Source organism: Chloracidobacterium sp., from assembly GCA_016720705.1.
Classification (GTDB): domain Bacteria; phylum Acidobacteriota; class Blastocatellia; order Pyrinomonadales; family Pyrinomonadaceae; genus OLB17.
Map to the genome: position 1 here is coordinate 1,756,091 of JADKKB010000007.1, position 19,694 is coordinate 1,775,784.

A 19,694-nucleotide genomic window follows, 5' to 3' on the forward strand; every position below is an offset into this window, starting at 1 on the left:
GAACATTTGGGCGAACGGCACAGGCTTAAGGTTGTGCAACCTAACAATTCACTTTAGTCGACCCTATCTTTCCAGTATCCGGGCTTTCGGCTCGAATGCATTACGGCTACGACTAGTATCGAGCCTTGGGATTCGGCATAGAGCAGAACGTAGCGAAATTTCTTTAAGAAATAGCGACGAATTCTTCCTTCAAAAACCGGCCATCGCTGCGGTTCCGCTCGCAGCTCGCTTGTCGCTTCTCGTACGATCCTACCGAATATGTCACCAAGACCCGGTTCTTCGCGATTGTAGTATTCGACAGCACTCTTCAACTCAAGTCTTGCAAGCCGATGAAATCTTGCCTTCATCTGGAGCTCAGTAAACCGAGGTCTGCAAAAACCTCGTCTGCATCAATTGCCTCTTCCGCACCCGACTCTATCTCGTCGAGCCTTCTTAATGCTTCCGTCGCCCATGCTTGACGGATCTCTTCGGACTCGGTGTTCGGACCCAGACTATCAAACAATCTATTCGCAAGGATGGCCCGCTCTGACATAGGTAGCGACAATGCCGTTTCAGTAATTTCTTCGATCAATACGCCCATATTTCTTAGGATACGTCGGTTCTAATCTGCTTTCAATAATTATTTTGTTAGTTAGACGTCATGTTCCGGTTTTCGTGTTACCCGTTTCCATTTTCAACCAGAGCGTCACGGTTTTGGCGGACCCATCGCTGCCTCAAGGTCGCTGAGCAGGTCGGAAGGCGTCCAATTGTTGCCGGGGAGGATCTTGAAGACATTGCCGTCCGGGCCGATAACGGCAGTGCGCAGGCTGTGATTGAACTGTGCTTTATCGTTTTCGTCGACCTCATAGCGGAGCCCGAAGAAGTCGGCGAGCTTGCGGACATCGGCGTCCTTGCCGACGGCAAGTTGCCAGATCGTAAAGTCCGGTTTCACGTCTTTGCCGAGATAACCCATACCATATGAACGAAGCTTCTCGGGCGTATCGCGGGCCGGGTCAAACGATATGCTTAGCAACCGTAACTTGTCCTTCGCGGCGGGATCGGCACTGATCTGCTTGGCCAGATCGCTGAAATTAGTCGACATCTTGATGCAGTAATCGGGCAGCGGACATTGTGCATAAATGAATGTGATCGCTAAGGCTTTACCACGAAAATCTTTGATCGAGACGATCTTGCCGTCCTGATTGGTCAGCATAAAGTCGGGTACGGGCTTGCCGATCTGGACAAATCGCTCATCGATGATCGGCGTTGCCTGGCCCGGCATCGGGGCCGCGACGATGCCGATATTCTCAAGCCAAAACGGATCTTTGGCAGTGTTATCGACAACAAGTTCGGCCTTGATCTCTGCACCGGGCTGCAGTTCATTCCAGACCCAATCTGCGTGGATCGGAAAGTCCATCGTCATCGCATCCATATAGCCCTCGACCTTTTTGTGGTCGATCGTGGCCTTTTTGGCTGCTTTGTCGACGGCGATGACCTTGCCCTCGATCGGGTAGCGTTTAGCCGACGTTGACGAACTGTTGACGGCCGTACCTGATTGGCAGGCCGAAACGAACACTGAAATAATAAGTACGAGTAAAGTTTTACGCATATTGATATCTGCCGCCGTTACCGCTGATTTTAGCAAAGTCCGCGGCTTTACGGTAAAATCGATACAAGATTATGACTGCAAAATTATTGAGTGGAAAGGTTTTTTCTGATGCTATAAAGGCCGAGGTTGCCGCTGAGGTTGCTGACATCCGGGAGGTTCACGGATTTTCGCCGTGCTTGGTAGTCGTGCGGGTCGGCGAAGACCCGGCGTCGGCCGTCTATGTCGGCAGCAAGGTCCGCACAGCTGAGGAACTAGGTATTAGGTCGGAGCAGATCCATTTTGCTGCTGATGCAAGCGAGAACGAGATCATCGACGCTGTCCGTGGGCTAAATGCACGTACGGATGTCGATGGCATTCTTGTCCAGCTGCCTCTGCCCAAACACATCGACGAGCAAAAGGTGCTAGAGCTTATCGATCCTGAAAAGGATGTCGATGGCTTTCATCCGGTCAACGCGGGGCGGTTGATGCAAGGCCAAAACGCCTTGAAGCCGTGCACTCCGGCGGGTGTGATCGAGGTGCTGAAACGCTCCGGTATTACGATCGCCGGTAAAAACGCCGTCGTCGTAGGCCGCAGTAATATCGTCGGCAAACCGATGGCGATGCTCTTGCTGCACGAAAACGCGACGGTGACCATCTGTCATTCGCGAACGGCGGATCTGGCTGACGTTTGTTCGCGGGCCGACATACTGGTCGCGGCTATCGGTCGGGCCGGGTTTATCAAGGCTGAACATATCGGCCAAGGCGCAACAGTGGTAGATGTCGGGATAAACAATGTCGAAGATCCTGAGCTAGCTCGCGAGCTTTTTGGGCCGGATGATATCGAAAAGCGTCTGGCGACGATCGAAAAGCGCGGTTTTACGCTGGTCGGCGATGTTAACCCGCGCGACGCGATGGATAAGGCCGCGTATTTCACGCCCGTTCCGGGCGGCATCGGATTGCTGACCGTCGCGATGCTGATGAAAAACACGGTCACGGCCGCTCGTATGAGACGAAGGATCTGATCGCAGAAAAAGATTCCGAGTAATCGAAGTGCTAGATCTATTTTACGGTTTCGCAGTAATACAAAAATATGAACTTTGAAGAATATCAGTCAGCGGCGTGCAAGACCGCACATTACCCTCGGCGGCTCGAAAATCTGGAGTATCCGACGCTCGGACTTGCCGGCGAGGCCGGTGAGGTCGCCAATGTCGTTAAAAAGATCCAGCGTGATCACGGCGGCGTGATGAATGAAGATATCCGAACGAGGCTCAAGGACGAACTCGGCGACGTGCTATGGTACATCTCGGCCTGCGCTGATGAGCTAGACCTGACCCTCAATGAGATCGCCGAGTATAACGTCGACAAACTCAATAAGCGTCACGGTAGTTAATTAAAACTTCACCGACGAGTTGCCGATCATTGAGTGGCCTTTAGCTTTGGCAGACGGACCTTCGGGGAGCGTTTGCGTCTCTAATCAAATCGAATGTTGACTGTTGGATTAACGGGTTCGATCGCTGTCGGTAAGACGTTCGTTTGCAGTGTCTTGCGTGAGGCCGGAGTGCGGGTTTTAGATGCGGACGTGACAGCCCGCGACGTCGTTGCGAAGGGAACCGAAGGGTTAGTCGAGATCGTCAAGCATTTTGGCAAAGATATTCTCACTATCGACGGCGAACTTGACCGCAAAAAGCTTGGCACATTAGTTTTTGCCGATGCGGAAAAGCGAGCTCTGCTCAATTCGATAGTTCATCCGCGAGTGTTCGCGGTCCAGGACGGTTGGCTTCGCGATGCTGCGGTTGCCGACCCCGACGGAATCGCGGTGATCGATGCGGCATTGATGATCGAATCCGGTGGTTACAAGCGGTTTAACAAAATTATTGTCGTTTGGTGCGAACCTGTTATACAATTGAATCGCTTGATGTTACGCGATAATCTGAGCCGCGAAGACGCCGAAAGACGCATCGACGTTCAGATGCCGCAGGATGCGAAAAAGCTCTATGCCGATCATTTGATCGACACCTCACACGGCTTTGACGACACTCGTCGGCAAACGCTCACATTAGTCGAAGTTCTACGACAACAAGCGGCTATTAGCGATGAATGTTAACGACCAGATCATTGCCAAGGTTCGGCGAATGGCATTTCGCCTGACATTGCCGGGCGCGATCCTCGTGATCGCCGCGACTTTTGTGATGACCGCCTGCAGCGAACTTAGCCGGCCTAAGACAGAGACATTTTACGCCCAGACCAAACCGCCAAAGCAACAAGAATTTCGCTGGAGCAACGGCAAAGCTCCCAAAAATTTAGATCCCGCGCGTGCAGCCGCCGCCCCGGAAACCGATATTGTTCGCGGCATTTATGAGGGGCTGACCGATCTTGACGCCAAATCGCTCAAGGAGGTACCGGGCGTTGCCGAAAAGTGGGAATCGTCGGATGACCTTAAAACCTGGACATTTCATCTGCGCGGCGATGCTCGTTGGTCGAATGGCGAAGCGGTGACCGCAAACGATTTTGTCCGCTCGTGGAAACGTCTCGCGGATATGCGTGAAAAGGCGGCAAACAACTACCTTTTCAGTAATATCGTTGGGATGAGTCGAACGCCGGCAACGGTCGTCAATCCGGGCCAGCCGATCGATTTTATGGGCAATCCGGTTTTTGACAATGTTTCGCCGATCCAGCAAATGTCGGCCAACTCAAATACCGCATCCGAGCCGAAGCTCGAGAGCAAACCGGACATAAAAAACGCCAAGCCGACCGCATCGCCCGAGGTAGGTAATCGAACGGAACCTGTGCCGCCGCGATTCGGTGTTTCGGCAACAGATGAACGTACTCTGAAAGTCGAGCTTTCGTCGCCGGACAAAGATCTGCCGCGACTCGTCGCCAATCCGATCTTTCGTCCGGTTTACGGTGACGGGTCGTCTTTCGAACGATCGGGCATCGATCATTCCATAGTCACCAACGGTCCATTTCGCATTACCGAAACAGACGGTGACGGCATCCTGCTCGAACGTGCCGATCATTACTGGAATCGCGATGCCGTCGGGCTCGAACGCGTTAGGTTTGTGCCGATGGAAACAGCCGAAAAGGCTCTTGAGGCTTATCGTGCAGGGTCGATCGACGCCATCACCAATGCCAATTTCGAGCCGCTTGCTTTGAAGCTTTTGGCACCCTTCGAGGATTTTCGGCGAACGACGCACAGTGCCCTCAACTATTACGATTTTAACCTCAAGTCGGCCCCGTTCCGCGACCGTCGCGTACGTGAGGCTCTGGCCATCTCCATCGATCGCGAACGCCTTGCCGACGGCGAACTCGAGGGATCGGTCGAGCCGGCGAATAGATTTCTATCACTCAATGACAACGGTAAAATTGGGGTGGCGTATGATGTCGAAGTTGCACGTGGGCACCTCGCCGCGGCCGGATTTCCGAATGGCGAGGGCTTTCCGAAAATTCGTTTGGTCATCAACCGAAATAATCTGCAGCAGCGGATAGCGAAATTTATCGCACGTATGTGGCGGCAGAACTTAAACATTGAGACCGATATTATCGTAAAAGAAGCGGCGGAGATCGAAGCGGCCCGGGCATCAGGCGAATACGATCTGATGCGGCGGGGTATAGTGTTGCCGACGGCCGACGAACTCGTCAGTCTCGCAGCCATCTTCGGGTCAGACCAAGCCATCCAGCCCGAACCGACACCCGAAACGACCGCGGAAATCGGTAAACGTATTAAAGATCCGAGCGTGGCGCCGACGACGAATGGTCCGAACGTGGAAACCGGTCTGCCCGTGGAACCGTCTCCAAGCCCTAAGCCGTCAGCCGTTCAGAATCTGACGGAACGTGCCGCGATATTTGAATTGCGTGCAATTCCGTTGTATTTTCCAAAGTCTTACGCTATGGTCAAACCGTATGTAAGCGGATTTGAAATGAACAGTTTAGATGCACCTTCGTTAAAAGATGTGACCATCGATAGCGGTTGGCATCCGAGATCGACCACCGGCGAATAGCCTGAGCTCTGACAACACTAATTTCCTGGATCTTCCTCGATCGTTTATGGCCTTGTTTCGACTAAAAGCATTTCGAACCGCGACCATTATCGCCATTTTGGCATCATTGATGTCGGGCTGTATGTCGTCCGCAAAGGGCAAATACTTTGGCAAGACAACGCCGCCGAAAGACAATGTGCTGAGGTACATTACAGGTTCCGAACCCGAAACTCTCGACCCGCAACTCCCCGACGGCCAACCCGAAGCTCGTATTTTTATGGCGCTCTATGAGGGTCTTGTGGAATACGGACCGAAAGATCAACAGCCAATACCTGCGATCGCCAAGAGTTGGGAGATCAGCCCAAAGGTTGACGAATTTATCTTTCACCTTCGCGATAATGCCAAATGGAGCGACGGCACGCCGATCACGGCCCGCGACTTTGTCTACAGCCTTCGCCGCGGCTTTGCGCCTGAAACGATCTCGCGAACCGCAGGGCTCGGATATGCCATAAAGTATTCGGCAGAGTTCAACGGCGAGAAGGTTTTTGTAAAAAAGAACGGTAAGTTTCTGACGTCTGCGGATATCGCCGGTTCGCCGTTTAGGGACACGCCGGCGTTCGGCCCCGAAACCGACTTTAACCGCGACCTGCGTTCATCCGTTCGCGTCACGCTCGAGGGTGATGAAAAGAAGCGTACCAAGGAGCTCGACGCTGACGCCAAACTGAAGGCGGCCGTCGAAGGCGGTGAATTTGTTCCGGTCAAGGCCGAGGACATCGGCGTCGAGGCGATCGACGACTACACGCTGAGAATCTCGCTGCGGCAGAGCGCTCCATATTTTCTGGGATTGCTCGCTCATCAGTTTTTCCGTTTGGTTCCGCGGCAGGCGATCGAAAAATACGGTAAGGAATGGACGCGTCCCGAAAATATCGTGACTTGCGGAGCGTATCGGCTCAAAGAAGATCGTCCATACGACAAACTTGTTCTCGAACGCGACCCGAATTATTGGGACGGTGCTAATGTTCATTTAGACGGCATCGAGTTTTATCCGGTCGAAGAGCTTTCGACGATGATGAACCTGTACAAGGCTGGATCCGTCGATGCTTTTCTCAATCACACGGTACCGACGTCCTGGATCGACGAGGTAAAGCCGTTCAAGGATGAGTACCTCAATTTTCCGGAAGCTGCGACGGCGTATTACGCGATGAATACGACCAAGGCTCCGTTTACGGACCCGAACGTGCGTCGGGCATTTATGCTCGGGCTGGACCGCGAGGCGCTGTCGAGTTTCCGCAAGATCACCAAACCGCTCTACGGCAAGGTTCCTACGGGTATCTTCCCGAACTATGACAAGGCGGTCGAAAAGGTCGGCGAAGAGATCCGCAAAGAAAAGAACATCTCACCCGAAGCGTGGGCGAAGCGAAACGACTTTGATTCCGCTACGGCCCGCAAACTGTTGACGGCCGCAGGATTTCCGGTGCAAGAGACAGGTAGCGGCTATGCGTGTCCTAATTTTCCGACCGACCGGATCGCGATCACGTTCAATACTAACGAAAATAACCGTTCGATCGCGGAGTTCATACAGTCGCAGTGGAAACAGAATCTAGGTATCACGGTTCCGCTCAAGACGATGGAATTCAAGACCTACCTACCATATTTTAAGTCGTTGCAGTATGAGGGATTTGCTCAATTCCTATGGTCGGGCGACTATATGGACCCGTACACGTTCCTGAGTCTGCAATACGGCAAGGACAATGAGGGTGGAGCAGGCTTTTACGACGCGAAATACGACAAGATGCTGGATGACGCTAACGCCGAACTCGATCCGGATAAGCGATTTGAGATGCTCGCTCACGCTGAGTTTTACCTTATGGATCAGTTGCCCTTCGTGCCGCTGACGATCAACGCGACCAACTGGCTGAAAAAACCCTATATCAAGGGAATGTATCCCAATCCGGGAACACTCTTTGCGTGGAAATTTGTTTACATCGAGCGTGACGAGGCCAAGTGGGACAAAGACGTTGAGAATATTTTCAAGACTCCGGATCCGCAGTTCGAAAAACAATTGTCAGAACTGACGGCAACGCAACAGAAGGCCGCGAAATAGCCGGGAAACACAATGCTAAGTTTCATTATTCGCAGATTGCTGATAATCATCCCGATGGCTTTGCTCGTCGTGACGCTGACGTGGGGACTGATCCGCGTCGCTCCGGGCAATTTCTATTCGGGTGAAAAGAAGCTGCCGCCGGCGGTCGAGGCCAACATCCGTAAAAAATATGGACTGGATCAGCCGTGGTACATCCAATACGGAATGATGATGTCTAACATCGTCCGCGGCGATTTTGGCGATTCGCTCAAGTACCAGGGGCAGTCGGTCAACGAGATCATCAGGCGGCATCTGCCGTATTCGGCGACGATCGGCATCCTGGCATATCTGCTCGCTCTGGCGGTCGGCCTGACCGCAGGTACGATAGCGGCTCTAAAACAGAATTCCGCATTTGATTACGTTTCGATGTCGCTCGCGATGCTTGGGCTTTCGGTGCCGAATTTCGTGCTTGGGCCGCTGTTGGTCCTGATATTTGCATTCGGGTTATATTGGTTTCCGCCGGCCCGTTGGGGCGGTATTTCGAGTATCGTTTTGCCGGTGATCACACTGTCGGCGATATATGCGGCGTATATCGCCCGCCTGACGCGTGCCGGAATGCTCGAAGTTATGCGGTCCGACTATATCCGTACCGCTCGAGCCAAGGGCCTCGACGAAAAGACAGTGCTGCTCCGCCACGCTCTTCGCGGCGGCATCATTCCGGTCGTATCATTTACCGGTCCGGCACTCGCGGCACTTCTGGCCGGAACGGTCGTCGTCGAAAAGGTTTTCGCCCTGCCGGGGCTCGGTGACATCTTTATCAAATCGGTACTCAATCGTGATGAGCCTCTAATACTAGGCATCGTGGCATTTTTGTCGATACTGATAATGCTCTTTAATCTGGCAGTGGATATCGCATACGGATATCTCGATCCGAGGATTAGATACGAATAGTAATGAATAGCCCAACTGATCAACAAATCCAGTCAAGTTCTGTCAAGAAAGGTTCCTTGGGGCTGTATTTCTCTGTCTATGTAGCTATCCAGATCCTGGTCGATTTTGTTTGGACATCCATAGGTTGGACGCGCAGTTGGGAAGGTTTTCTGGCTTTGAATTTAGATTTGCTTCTGATATTTTTCACGTTCGCTCTAATTCGGCTGTCACGCGCCAAAAGCGGTTCCTTGTGGGCTGACGCGACAAAACGCTTGATGCGAAACAGGCTCGCTTTTGCAGGGCTGATCGTCCTTTTCATTATTGTTGTCTGCGTCATAAACGGTCCGCCGCTGCTCGAATGGGCAACGGGTAATACTTACGACATGATTCCGGGCAACGCGGGGCTTGCTCGTTCGCTGCCTCCGTCCCTACCGCATCCGATGGGCACCGATGACGCAGGTCGCGATATGCTTGCACGCGTACTCCAGGGCGGCCGAATATCGCTGATGGTGGGCATCATCTCGACATTCGTATCACTGATCGTCGGAGTATCGTACGGAGCGATCGCCGGATTTATGGGTGGACGGATCGATAACCTGATGATGCGCATCGTCGATATTATCTATGCCATCCCTTACATTTTGATCGTAATCGTTCTGCTTTCAGTTTTTGGCGGGCCGTCTACGCCGGAATGGATAAAGTGGCTGTCCACCAATATCGGCGGAGCGGGTAATCAGGCCCTGAGCCAGATATTCCTGTTGTTTTTCGCGCTGGGGTTGGTGTCGTGGCTGACGATGGCGCGCGTGGTGCGGGGACAGATACTGTCGCTCAAGAATCAAGAGTTTGTGTTAGCGGCACGTGCGACCGGCGTTTCGAACTTTGGGATAATCTTTCGCCACCTTGTCCCGAATGCTCTCGGCCCGGTGATCGTTTACGCGACGTTGACGATACCGAGCGTGATGCTGACCGAAGCGTTTCTGTCGTTCTTAGGGCTTGGCGTTCAAGCGCCGTACGCGTCTTGGGGAAGCCTCGCCGATGCCGGTATCAAGAATCTGGCGATTTTCCCGTGGCAACTCATATTCCCGGGTCTGACTATGGCGCTGACGCTGTTCTCACTCAATTTTTTAGGCGATGGCATCCGTGATGCTCTCGATCCGCAGACGAGGAAGTTTTAGATGATAAAAGCTCGATATTTAAGATTTGTATCAAAAGCGATCGGCGGTGCGTTTTTACTTGCGGCCGTCGCGCCGATGGCCGATGCCCAGAAGACAAAAGGGCTCATCGTGGAGGGTGTCAGCTATGAGAAGGTTCTGATCGGGAAAACGACGATGCAGGAGGTAAAGACGATCTACGGCAAGAATTACGAGACTTTCGAAAACGGCAATTATTCGGTCGTGATCAGCTACAAATCGCTCGGACTTTCGTTTTACGCGTGTACGCAAGACCCGAAAAAGGAGATCTTTGACATTACATTTGAGGCTCCGGCCAAGGTGCGGTCGAGCAAAGGAATCATTCTGGGAAAGAGCAAGCTTTCAGACGTCTTTCGTATTTATGAAGGCCAGGGCGAACAGACCTACAGCGACAGTGACCAAACTGGGGTCCTATTTTTTGTGAGAGAAGATAGTTTCGGCGATGATGCATACCAGACTCTATCGCCCGACGCTGACGCCAAAGAAATGCGGATCCATAACGCGAAGATCATCAAGCGCATCGAGTTGATCGAAGCAACCGAGTCGCGCCAGTGCGACGCTAAGTTTGGCCCGCAAAGCAACCAATGAGCAACAACGGCACAATTTTATCGGTCGATGGCCTCGATCCGCAGTCGAGGGGATGTCGATAGTTATTCGGTCAGAATGCCAGCTTATGAGTTTTATCCAAAAAATATTTAATACACTGCTTCCGGCTTCGTGGTCTCAGTCAATGGAATCTGATTCGCGGCTTTGGTTCATGACGTGTCTAAAATGCAATTTTGAGGAGTCGATATGGGAGATGGGAGGCATTCGTTGGAAGGCAAAGGGTAATTCGAGAAATCTGAGAAAATGTCCTAATTGTCACGAGAGGACGTGGCACTCGACCTACAAAAAAAAGACTGACGACCTGGTCCCGACCACCGGCACCGAAAAATAGTAGATGATCAATGATAACAACACAATTTTATCGGTCGATGGCCTCAAGACCTATTTCCATACCGAAGACGGCGTGGTCAAGGCAGTTGACGGTATCTCATTCGAACTGAAAAAGGGCGAGACTCTCGGCATTGTCGGCGAATCGGGCTCGGGCAAATCCGTGACGAATCTGTCTGTAATGCGTCTGATACAGCAACCGCCTGGTGAGATCGCAGGCGGCAAGGTCATCTTCGACAACATCGACGTTTTGAGTCTGCCAATCGACGAGGTCCGAAAGATCCGTGGCCGCCGCATCGCGATGATCTTTCAGGATCCGATGACATCGCTCAATCCGTTTCTCAAGATATCAATACAGTTGATGGAGGTGACCAGGCTTCACCTCGGCCATTCCAAACAGCAGGCTCGCGAACACGCCATCAAGATGCTCAAGCTGGTCGGTATCTCCGACGCCGAACAGCGGATCGACAGCTATCCGCACGAGTTTTCGGGCGGAATGCGTCAGCGTGTGATGATCGCAATGGCACTGAGCTGCGACCCCGAATTGTTGATCGCGGATGAACCGACGACCGCACTCGACGTGACTATTCAGGCTCAAATTCTCGAGCTTATCAAAGACCTGAAAGCACGAATGGGCACTAGCGTCATCCTGATCACGCACGACCTCGGAGTCGTTGCCGGTATGACGGACAAGATCATAGTGATGTACGCCGGCAAGGTGTTTGAGCAGGCCGCGACGCGTGAACTGTTTGCAACGCCGGCGAATCCATACACAAAAGGACTATTGAGAAGCGTGCCCGATCCGGCACACGAGCAAGGCAAAGAGCTATATCAGATTCCCGGACTGCCGCCCGACGTCGCCCATCTGCCGCCGGGTTGCCCGTTTGCGGAACGCTGCGAACGCGCGACCGACCTCTGTCACCGCGAGTTTCCGCCCTTTGTCGAAGTTGTGGTGGGGCACAAATCGCTCTGTCATTTTGCCGGAGACGTTTATCGAGAATCGAAAACCGAAGCAGCTGAAAAGGCCGCCGACTAAAATTATGAAAAAGATCCTGCTACCGCTCATCCTCCTTCTCATTGCTATACTTGGATGCTCAAAATTCAAGGAACTGACTGGCGGTGCCGGCGGCGGTACGGGTGGCGGTTCCGGCGCTTCGTCCGGCGGCGACCCGACGACCGAGCTAAAAGCGGCGTCGAAAAAGTTCATGGATCTCAAATCGTTCTCGGCGAAGATGGAGGGCATGGGCCAGACCGAGATCCGGTCGCAGGTTGATTTCATCGCACCTGATAAATTTCACATCACCTATCTTGGCGGTACCGGAGCCGGAATGGAATTGATCTTCATCGGCGCTGATGGCTATATGAAGTCTGGCAGCAAATGGACCAGGATGCCCGGCAATAAAAATTCGATACCGAATCTCCGTGATTCATTTACCGAAGAGGGTTTGAAATCGATGACCGATGTAAAATTTGAGGGCGAAGAGACCGTCGACGGCAAGCCCGCACTCGTTTACACATATAAAAACGTCACGCCGGTCGGCAATTATCCGTTCACCTCCAAGAGTTGGGTCAGTAAGAGCTCAGGCCTACCGATCAAGATCTATATTGAATATTCAAATGGAATGCTCAAGAATATGACGGTCACCTACGACACCGAGTCGCCGGTGACGATCGAAGCGCCAATAAAATAGAATGCCGGAATCGAATCAAGACAATTTGATCTCTCTGCAGGATCTAAAGGTCCACTACCGCTCAGGCGGCGGACTCTTCAGCGCGGCCAAAACTGTCCGCGCAGTCGATGGCGTTAGCCTCGACATCAAAAAAGGCGAGACATTGGGGCTCGTGGGCGAATCGGGCTGCGGCAAATCGACGCTCGGCAAGGCAATTCTCAGGTTGACCGAGCCGACGGGCGGAAAGGTCTTTTATGACGGCAAAGACCTCGGGCATCTGCCAAAATCGATGATGCGCGATCAGAGAAAGCATTTGCAGATGATATTTCAGGATCCGTACGCGAGCTTGAACCCGCGAATGACGGTGGGCAATATCATCGGCGAACCGATCCGTACATTTCGGCTCGGTGCCGGTTCGGTATCGCAGCGTGTGGAGGAACTGATGGAGACCGTCGGCCTTAGTCGCCGCTTTATCAAGCGATATCCGCACGAGTTTTCAGGCGGACAGCGTCAGCGCATCGGCATCGCCCGGGCACTCGCCGTTGACCCCGAATTCATCGTCGCCGACGAGCCGATATCCGCTCTCGACGTGTCGATCCAGGCCCAGATAATGAATCTGATGGAGAGACTTCAGGCCGAAAAGAATCTGACGTATCTATTTATCTCGCACGACCTGCGGGCAGTTAGGCACCTTTCGGACCGCGTCGCTGTTATGTATCTGGGCCGCATTGTCGAGTTAGCTGACGGCTTTGAGATATATAGCGATCCACTGATGCCGTATACCAAGGCATTGATCTCAGCGGTGCCTGTGCCCGATCCGGAAACGGAAGCCAAACGCTCGCGCATCATACTCAAAGGCGATGTCCCGTCCCCGATCGATCCGCCGACTGGCTGTCATTTTCATACGCGATGCTCGTATGCGATCCCGGAGTGTGCCGCCGTTTCGCCGACACTCGTCGAGATCAAACCGCGCCACTACGCCGCTTGCATCCGCATCAGCCCGGCAAACCCGAAGATCGAAGAAAACGCCGCTGCTGGCCTAAAGGTTATTGGTGCTTGAACTACTGTTAGAGCCTTTTGCGGCCGGACAGATCAGTTCGGTTTACGCTCAGGGATGCGCGGGGAGGTGAAGGGCGTGCGGGCTTCGAGCTCAAATTCCTCCGAATCGATCTCACGGACGACGGCTTCGTCACGTTTTGTGATACCGCGGAGCACCTTTCCGGCGGGAGCGAGTTCGACGCGGGATGTAATGACGCGGGCAATGCGCTTTGGCAAAAACTTGGGAGCAATGCCGGCGATCGAATCGGCAAGTGCAACGATATCGCCGCCGCCCGACCAGTGCTCGCGGACAACCGACTCGTCAGTTCGATTGACCAGCCTGAGCAGAACGAGAGCGACCATATATAGGTCATCGACCTGGCCGATAAACGGGAAAACGTCCGGTATGAAATCGATCGGTGAGACAACGTAAACGATCGCGGCGACAAAGAGTGCCTTTTCGGCCGTCGGGACGCGAATGTCCTTGAGCAATCTGCCGAGTAGCATCACCATATTCGGTAAAAACATTAAAAAGCTGTGCAGACGACCTTTTAATTCAGACTTTTCACGGCGTTTCAGCTTGTTTTTCGGCTCAATGCTCTTGCTCATATTTATGTACCGCCCGGTTGGTTTCCTTCAGTCTAGAAATAACCGCAGCTTTGTGCAAGTTTCACAAGGTTTGGTTGTATGGTAAATTCGAGTTGAATATCGTCAGTTGACCGACGAAAGAATAATTTATGATCTTGCAGCAAATCCGCGAGCGGGCCGCAGCCGACATTCAGCACATCGTTTTGCCTGAGGGCGAAGACATCCGTACAGTCGAGGCCGCCGCCATCTGTGCCCGCGATCGGGTGGCAAAAATAACCGTAATTGGAAACGAGGAAAAGGTTCGTTCGCTGGCCGGCGAGGCGGGTGCTAACCTCAACGGCGTCAATATCCTCGACCACCGCAGCGACCATCATCAATTTGGTAAGATCGCGGAGCTATATCATCAGATCCGACGCTCAAAGGGCATCACGCTCGAAGAGGCCGAACAGACGGTCAGGGATCCGCTCTATTTCGGAAATCTGCTCGTTCGCTTGGGTCGGGCCGACGGCTCGGTCGCCGGTGCGACCAATACAACTGCCCACACTGTTGCCGCCGCTCTCAGATGCATCGGCGTACGAGAAGGCTACAAGATCGTGTCGAGCTTTTTCCTGATGGTCGTGCCGGATAAAAAGTTTGGTGCAAGCGGAGCGATGATCTACGCTGATTGCGGCGTCGTCATCGACCCCGACGCCGGCGAACTCGCGGAGATCGCGATCGCATCGGCAGACTCGTGTAGGGCTTTGCTCCAGACGGACCCGCGCGTCGCGATGCTCTCGTTCTCGACCAAAGGCAGTGCCAAACATCAGCTTATTGACAAGGTCATCGAGGCGACCAAGACCGTAAAGATCCGTATGCCCGATCTGGCCATTGACGGCGAACTCCAGGCCGACGCCGCACTCGTCCAGTCCGTCGCCAACTCCAAGGCGCCCGGATCACCCGTCGCAGGCAAAGCGAATGTGCTGATATTCCCCGACCTAAACTCAGGCAACATCGCCTACAAATTGACCGAACGCCTGACCGGCGGCACCGCCATCGGCCCCATTCTCCAAGGCCTCGACCGCCCCTGCAACGACCTCTCACGCGGTTGTTCCGCGACAGACATTGTCGATGCCGTTGCGATCACCGCAGTCCAATCACAGGCGAGAAAGGACCCGGCCTGAAGCGTCTAATTTGAGCTAGGCAGACTGACAACCCTTACTACGATTACAAAAACTGCTAATAAGCAATATGTGACAAGGTTGGCTTTGCCCACTACGCGCTTGAGATGCTTCGACGACTCGATGACACCGTCGGCATTTTGCCCTTTTGGAAACATTGTTTTTATTACCAAGTATTCTATCGCCCACGACGCCAGGCCATAAGGTATGAGTAGGAACAACATAGCCCCCATAATGACCCATTGTTCATTGTGAACACCCGGAGCTACCCATGGTGAGCCGAGCGTGACAGAGAACAATACTGTCCAAGGATTGCGGTCAGTCGTCGCGGCGATCGCGTTTACACTGGCCAATTCCAACACGTAAAGCAGAAACCATGTTGCAGGAATTCCGATAAAGGTCGAAGCTACATTGGCCGTCGCCACCGAGATGAGTACTTTTTTAGTGTCGGTCCGAAGTGCCGATCTAACGACAAACGCCTCAATTAATACGATCGGTACCAATGCAACCGCCATCAAGGCAAGTGACGGTATGATCATTGGTAGCCCCATGTCGAATAGTAAAACGCTCATGCTGATGTTCCATTTGCCGCTTAAAATTCAACTAATATCTTCAAGAATGTCTTCAATTAACAATACGTACAGATCGTTCAGACATACTTTAAGTCGTTGCTGATCGCTCGGTAATATTTAGGCTTTATCCCACTCCGGGACACTAGGTCGACTCTCAGCTTTAGAATGCTCTCCAATTGATCTGCAAGTTCAATGAACTCGATACCCACGGGAGCGTCAAACTCGACGAGTATGTCGATGTCGCTGTCAGAGCGTTGCTCATTGCGGGCATAGGAGCCAAAAATTGCAAGATTCTTGATGCGAAATCGCTCAAAAAGCTCAGCCTTTCGCAAGGTTAAAGTTCTTTGTATCGAATCAAGTGTTTGCATTCTTTCCTCGCACAAACTGTAACAATTTACGGATTACACTTCAATAGGAATTTGTCCATCAAACGACAGGACCATAGGTGATATTCTAACCTCAACAGATATGACACGCCGCGACAATCCGATAACACGACTTTTCGCACGCCTCGGCCCCGGGTTGATCACAGGTGCCTCCGATGATGATCCGTCAGGGATCGGGACGTATTCTCAGGCCGGAGCTGCGTTGGGTTTTGCGACGTTGTGGACGGCGATCGTGACACTGCCGCTGATGGTCGTGGTGCAGCATATCTGTGCCAAGATCGGGATGGTATCGGGCCGCGGGCTTGCGGGCGTACTGCAACGGTATTACCCACGCTGGCTACTGTATCCGACGGTGATAGGACTGGTCATCGCAAATACGATCAATGCCGGTGCTGACATTTCAGCGATCTCGGCGGCGATCAATATGTTCGTCCCGATCCCGATATCGGTGATGGTCGTGCCGATCGCTGTTGCGATAGTGGTACTGCAGATATGGGGATCTTATCGATTGATAGTCAAGATATTTAAGTGGCTGTCGCTGTCGCTCTTTGCGTACGTCATCGCCGCCTTTCTTGCCAAACCGGACTGGTACGCGGTCGCCACGGCCACTTTTATCCCGCCGATCAGGCTTAGCAGCGAATACATCACCACGATCGTCGCCATTCTTGGTACGACGATCTCGCCGTATCTCTTTTTTTGGGAAGCAAGCGAAGAGGTCGAAGACGAAAAAAGCGAGGGCCGAACAAAGCTGACCCAACGGCTCGGGGCGACCGATGCCGAGATCAAACGCGAAAAGATCGACACCATCGTCGGAATGGTGTTTTGTAATGTCGTGTTTTATTTTGTGATCCTTGCGGCCGGTGCGACGCTGCACGTCTCGGGTAAGACCGATATCCAATCGGCGACCGATGCGGCACAGGCTCTGCGGCCGCTCGCGGGCGATCTTGCGACCGTCCTGTTTGCGATCGGGCTGATCGGAGCGGGCTTGCTCGCCGTTCCGGTACTGACGGGTTCGGCGGCATATGCGGTGGCCGAGACATTCAGCTGGCCGTCGGGCCTCGACGAAAAGCCTCGTCACGCCAAAAAGTTTTACGCCGTCATCGCCGTTTCGACGCTAGTCGGAGTGCTTATTGATTTTGTCGGCATCAACCCGATCAAGGCACTATTCTGGACGGCGGTGATAAATGGTGTGGTAGCTCCGCCGTTGCTCGTGGTCGTAATGCTCGTCGCCAACAATAAGCGCGTTATGGGCGATCGGGTCAACGGTACATTTGCCAATATTGTCGGGTGGTTGGCCACCGCCGTGATGTTTATCGCGGCTATCGCGATGTTCATTACCTGGGGAAATTAGTTTGCGGACCGCTTGCGCTTTTTCAGGTCAAATTTGTCGCCGGCATTTAAGAAATACACGGCCATACCGCCTTTGACCTTTTTTGTATCGACAAACATTACCTGAGTCGGCCCAACTACCTCGAGCTTCCGATCGTCGGCGATCATCACAGCCATATCCTCGTCGATCCCGACACCGAGCATTCCCGGCCGGACCATCAGCAAGCCGAAAAGGCGGTTATGACGCTGGCGGACTAAAAAATGTTGGTCAAATATGACGCCCGAAATTAAGCCGAGCCCTTGGCGAATGCCGACCTTCGAACCGTCTAGCTTTTTGAGGTCAGCATCGCCGGTCATCATCGGGTCCGACAATACTGCTGCGCCGGCACTCGTGCCGCTCATCACAACGCCGACGGCGTATCGCTCGCGAATGGTCTTCAGCAACTCTTCATCCTTGAGCACATCCATAATGCGGTTTTGGTCACCGCCGGTGAAAAACACGCCCGTCGCCGAACTGATCTGTTCCACAAATCGCTTTCGCGTTTCTGCGTCGAGCGGTGTCGCAGGTGATGCTTCGATGAATGCGGGTTTATAGTCGACGATGCTGTCCGTAAGTGCCTTAAAGCTCGCGTCCGGGTCGCCGCTCGCCCACGTGATCACGAGGATGCGAGCCTTTTCGCCGCCGGCCCATTCGACAAATCGCTTCATCGCCTCAGCGGGGCGGTTACCGCCGCCGATCACGATCAAGCGCTGTTGGCCAAGTGCCGGCATCGCACCGAGCACGAGCAAGATCGCCGCAATAATTATTATGGACCTAGCGGGATTGCCGGTTGGATATTTCATTGTTTAGACGTAGGCATTGCGGGCAGAGACAGTCAGCAAATGACTTGCCGATCGACGCGGCGGCAGCCGATGTGAGCTCGACGGCGGAGCACCAACAGCTTTCGGCATTGGCTCCGCAACCGAATCCTGCTCCGCACGACTCGCATACCTTTACGGTGTTGCCGACACGTTCGCTTTCGGATCTCGGTGCTTCGGGGTCCATATCTATCAGCCTTTAGCCATTCCAACGGCGAAATGCGACGACGGCGTTCAGGCCGCCAAAGGCAAACGAATTTGAGATCGCTGCTTCGACGGTCGCCGGCCGTGCTTCGTTGGGTATCACGTCCAACGGGCAATCAGGGTCGGCTTCGTTAAAGTTTGCAGTTGGCGGCAGAACCTTGTTGTGAATTGCGAGAATTGTCGCGGCCGATTCGATCGCTCCGGCGGCGCCAAGGGCGTGGCCGTGCATCGATTTGGTCGAGCTTACCGCAAGAGCGTCCGTATGCTGGCCGAATACTGACCGGATCGCTTCGGCCTCCATCGGGTCGTTGGCCTGAGTCGCCGTTCCGTGGGCATTGATATAACCGACCTGCTCTGGGGCGATACCACCATCAGATAGTGCGGCCCGCATTGCCTTTGCCGCCCCGCTAGACAGCGGCATCGTCAAGTGATGGGCATCGGCGGACATCCCAAAACCGGCGATCTCGGCGTATATCCGCGCACCGCGCTTCTGAGCCGACTCGAGGGTTTCCATTACAAACATCGCCGCACCTTCGCCGAGTATCATTCCGCTTCGGTCACGCGAAAACGGACGGCAGGTATCTTGCGATACCACTCTCATCGATTCCCACGCCTTGAGATTGCCGTAGCAGATCGGAGCCTCACTGCCGCCGGCGACGGCCATATCGATCGTACCCTGACGGATCAGCCAGAATGCCTGGCCGATGGCGTGGTTGGCCGACGAGCAAGCCGTCGAAATGGTAAATGTCGGTCCCGTCAGGCCAAATTCCATCGAGATATGGCTCGCGGCCGCATTGCTCATCGCACGCGGAATCGCGATCGGTTGGTGGCGCTGTTTGCCTTCGGCGTAGAGTTTGTAAAAAAGTTCGTCCTCGGTCATCTTGCCGCCTAGGCACGATCCCGTTACAACGCCCCCGCGGTCACGCAACTCATCAGTTAGCTCGAGGCCGGAATCGACAATCGCCTCGCGTGCGGCGACGATGCCGTATTGCGTAAAGGGATCGAGCCAGAGCAGTGATTTTTCGTCAAAGTGATCCGCCGCAATAAAATCGCTAACCTCTGCCACGTTTTGAAATCGCAGCGTCGATCCATCGACCTTGGTCATCGGCCCGATCGCCGAACGGCATTCGGTCAATGAGTTCCAAAACGAAGCGGCGTCATTCCCGATAGGGGAAACAACGCCAAGGCCCGTGATCACCACTCGTTTCATTT

22 protein-coding genes are annotated in these 19,694 nt (G+C 53.5%); 13 read left to right on the top strand and 9 right to left on the bottom strand.

What is annotated here, in order from left to right:
• Positions 1-53: 53 nt before the first annotated feature.
• The 3 genes from IPQ00_15060 to IPQ00_15070 all read right to left on the bottom strand — a co-directional run bounded on the left by IPQ00_15060 (position 54) and on the right by IPQ00_15070 (position 1,588).
• Positions 54-347 (bottom strand): type II toxin-antitoxin system RelE/ParE family toxin, encoded by a 294-nt coding sequence (locus tag IPQ00_15060; GenBank protein MBL0241881.1) that lies wholly within the window; start codon positions 345-347, stop codon positions 54-56.
• Complete coding sequence (locus IPQ00_15065) at positions 344-580, bottom strand: addiction module protein (GenBank protein MBL0241882.1); 237 nt, start codon at positions 578-580, stop codon at positions 344-346. Before IPQ00_15065 ends, IPQ00_15060 begins: the two co-directional genes overlap by 4 nt.
• 105 nt (positions 581-685) lie before the next feature.
• On the bottom strand, positions 686-1,588 hold the full coding sequence (locus IPQ00_15070) for an SCO family protein (protein ID MBL0241883.1): 903 nt from the start codon (positions 1,586-1,588) through the stop codon (positions 686-688).
• Positions 1,589-1,659: 71 nt separating this feature from the next.
• On the opposite strand from IPQ00_15070, the gene folD reads away from it, so the two are divergent.
• From folD to IPQ00_15125, 11 genes are all read left to right on the top strand, one after another.
• The gene (gene folD / locus IPQ00_15075) at positions 1,660-2,589 is read left to right on the top strand and encodes a bifunctional methylenetetrahydrofolate dehydrogenase/methenyltetrahydrofolate cyclohydrolase FolD (protein ID MBL0241884.1); all 930 of its coding nucleotides are present in this window, start codon (positions 1,660-1,662) and stop codon (positions 2,587-2,589) included.
• A gap of 68 nt (positions 2,590-2,657) precedes the next feature.
• A complete protein-coding gene (locus tag IPQ00_15080) occupies positions 2,658-2,957 on the top strand; it encodes a nucleoside triphosphate pyrophosphohydrolase family protein (protein ID MBL0241885.1) in 300 nt (99 codons plus the stop codon).
• Between the two features lie 93 nt (positions 2,958-3,050).
• Positions 3,051-3,671 carry a dephospho-CoA kinase gene (locus IPQ00_15085; GenBank protein ID MBL0241886.1) on the top strand — a complete coding sequence of 207 codons (621 nt, stop codon included), beginning with the start codon at positions 3,051-3,053 and terminating at the stop codon, positions 3,669-3,671.
• On the top strand, positions 3,661-5,565 hold the full coding sequence (locus IPQ00_15090) for a peptide ABC transporter substrate-binding protein (GenBank protein ID MBL0241887.1): 1,905 nt from the start codon (positions 3,661-3,663) through the stop codon (positions 5,563-5,565). The genes IPQ00_15085 and IPQ00_15090 overlap by 11 nt, the downstream gene beginning before the upstream one ends.
• A 46-nt stretch (positions 5,566-5,611) precedes the next feature.
• Complete coding sequence (locus IPQ00_15095; protein MBL0241888.1) at positions 5,612-7,648, top strand: peptide ABC transporter substrate-binding protein; 2,037 nt, start codon at positions 5,612-5,614, stop codon at positions 7,646-7,648.
• A gap of 12 nt (positions 7,649-7,660) precedes the next feature.
• On the top strand, positions 7,661-8,578 hold the full coding sequence (locus IPQ00_15100) for an ABC transporter permease subunit (GenBank protein ID MBL0241889.1): 918 nt from the start codon (positions 7,661-7,663) through the stop codon (positions 8,576-8,578).
• A 2-nt stretch (positions 8,579-8,580) separates the two neighbouring features.
• The gene (locus IPQ00_15105) at positions 8,581-9,732 is read left to right on the top strand and encodes an ABC transporter permease (protein ID MBL0241890.1); all 1,152 of its coding nucleotides are present in this window, start codon (positions 8,581-8,583) and stop codon (positions 9,730-9,732) included.
• Positions 9,733-10,335 carry a hypothetical protein gene (locus tag IPQ00_15110; protein ID MBL0241891.1) on the top strand — a complete coding sequence of 201 codons (603 nt, stop codon included), beginning with the start codon at positions 9,733-9,735 and terminating at the stop codon, positions 10,333-10,335.
• 352 nt (positions 10,336-10,687) lie between these two features.
• Positions 10,688-11,716 (top strand): ABC transporter ATP-binding protein, encoded by a 1,029-nt coding sequence (locus tag IPQ00_15115; protein ID MBL0241892.1) that lies wholly within the window; start codon positions 10,688-10,690, stop codon positions 11,714-11,716.
• 4 nt (positions 11,717-11,720) lie between these two features.
• Complete coding sequence (locus IPQ00_15120) at positions 11,721-12,371, top strand: hypothetical protein (GenBank protein ID MBL0241893.1); 651 nt, start codon at positions 11,721-11,723, stop codon at positions 12,369-12,371.
• A 1-nt stretch (position 12,372) separates the two neighbouring features.
• Positions 12,373-13,410 (top strand): ATP-binding cassette domain-containing protein, encoded by a 1,038-nt coding sequence (locus IPQ00_15125; GenBank protein MBL0241894.1) that lies wholly within the window; start codon positions 12,373-12,375, stop codon positions 13,408-13,410.
• A gap of 32 nt (positions 13,411-13,442) precedes the next feature.
• Here the strand turns inward: IPQ00_15125 and IPQ00_15130 are convergent, their stop codons facing one another.
• A complete protein-coding gene (locus tag IPQ00_15130) occupies positions 13,443-13,997 on the bottom strand; it encodes a DUF1232 domain-containing protein (GenBank protein MBL0241895.1) in 555 nt (184 codons plus the stop codon).
• A 128-nt stretch (positions 13,998-14,125) separates the two neighbouring features.
• On the opposite strand from IPQ00_15130, the gene pta reads away from it, so the two are divergent.
• Entirely contained in the window at positions 14,126-15,136 is a 1,011-nt protein-coding gene (pta, locus tag IPQ00_15135; GenBank protein ID MBL0241896.1) for a phosphate acetyltransferase, read from the top strand.
• A gap of 5 nt (positions 15,137-15,141) precedes the next feature.
• Here pta and IPQ00_15140 read toward each other — a convergent pair whose 3' ends face one another.
• Together IPQ00_15140 and IPQ00_15145 are read right to left on the bottom strand one after the other, a co-directional pair.
• Positions 15,142-15,705: a hypothetical protein gene (locus IPQ00_15140; GenBank protein MBL0241897.1), complete on the bottom strand. Its 564-nt coding sequence runs from the start codon at positions 15,703-15,705 to the stop codon at positions 15,142-15,144.
• 77 nt (positions 15,706-15,782) lie between these two features.
• Positions 15,783-16,073: a nucleotidyltransferase family protein gene (locus IPQ00_15145; GenBank protein MBL0241898.1), complete on the bottom strand. Its 291-nt coding sequence runs from the start codon at positions 16,071-16,073 to the stop codon at positions 15,783-15,785.
• A 100-nt stretch (positions 16,074-16,173) separates the two neighbouring features.
• Between IPQ00_15145 and IPQ00_15150 the strand changes: the two genes are divergently transcribed.
• Positions 16,174-17,442, top strand: a complete 1,269-nt coding sequence (locus tag IPQ00_15150) for an Nramp family divalent metal transporter (GenBank protein MBL0241899.1) — start codon at positions 16,174-16,176, stop codon at positions 17,440-17,442.
• Here the strand turns inward: IPQ00_15150 and IPQ00_15155 are convergent.
• From IPQ00_15155 to IPQ00_15165, 3 genes are read right to left on the bottom strand one after another with little or no spacing between them, the layout of a single operon-like run.
• The gene (locus IPQ00_15155; GenBank protein ID MBL0241900.1) at positions 17,439-18,263 is read right to left on the bottom strand and encodes a cyanophycinase; all 825 of its coding nucleotides are present in this window, start codon (positions 18,261-18,263) and stop codon (positions 17,439-17,441) included. The genes IPQ00_15150 and IPQ00_15155 overlap by 4 nt on opposite strands.
• On the bottom strand, positions 18,235-18,465 hold the full coding sequence (locus IPQ00_15160; protein MBL0241901.1) for a cysteine-rich CWC family protein: 231 nt from the start codon (positions 18,463-18,465) through the stop codon (positions 18,235-18,237). The genes IPQ00_15155 and IPQ00_15160 overlap by 29 nt, the downstream gene beginning before the upstream one ends.
• Before the next feature lie 12 nt (positions 18,466-18,477).
• Complete coding sequence (locus IPQ00_15165; protein ID MBL0241902.1) at positions 18,478-19,692, bottom strand: beta-ketoacyl-[acyl-carrier-protein] synthase family protein; 1,215 nt, start codon at positions 19,690-19,692, stop codon at positions 18,478-18,480.
• Positions 19,693-19,694 lie beyond the last annotated feature (2 nt).